2 protein-coding genes are annotated in these 301 nt (G+C 43.5%); one reads left to right on the top strand and one right to left on the bottom strand.

The genetic code is table 11. From position 1 onward, the window contains the following. Positions 1-189 (top strand): HAD hydrolase-like protein (locus tag AAEY75_RS14475; protein WP_352259952.1); only part of this gene is annotated, 189 nt, incomplete at its 5' end. Positions 190-216: 27 nt separating this feature from the next. Here AAEY75_RS14475 and AAEY75_RS14470 read toward each other — a convergent pair. Beyond that, positions 217-291: a hypothetical protein gene (locus tag AAEY75_RS14470; RefSeq protein ID WP_352259953.1), complete on the bottom strand. Its 75-nt coding sequence runs from the start codon at positions 289-291 to the stop codon at positions 217-219. Between the last annotated feature and the right edge of the window lie 10 nt (positions 292-301).

Genomic DNA, 301 nt, shown 5'->3' with positions numbered 1-301 from the left:
GATGTAACTCCAGCACAAGCAGTCATGATTGGTGACTCAAGAAACGATATATTGGCAGGACAAAACGCTAATATGGACACTCTTGGACTGTCTTATGGTTATAACTATGGGCAGGATATTCGTGAGCTCAATCCTACCGCAGCGTTTGATGACTTTGCCACACTGGTTGATTATCTTTTACAAGGATAAATGATAAATTACTGAACATCACGCCAGCTACTTACTACGATAGCTCAATGCTTCAGACACATGTGCGCTAGTGATATCGGTACTGTCAGCGAGGTCTGCGATGGTACGAGCA

It is taken from the genome of Psychrobacter sp. TB55-MNA-CIBAN-0194 (assembly GCF_040309505.1).
Lineage (GTDB): Bacteria > Pseudomonadota > Gammaproteobacteria > Pseudomonadales > Moraxellaceae > Psychrobacter > Psychrobacter fozii.
The sequence above is the reverse complement of the archived record's forward strand: the minus strand, read 5'-3'. Positions and strand labels throughout refer to the sequence as shown.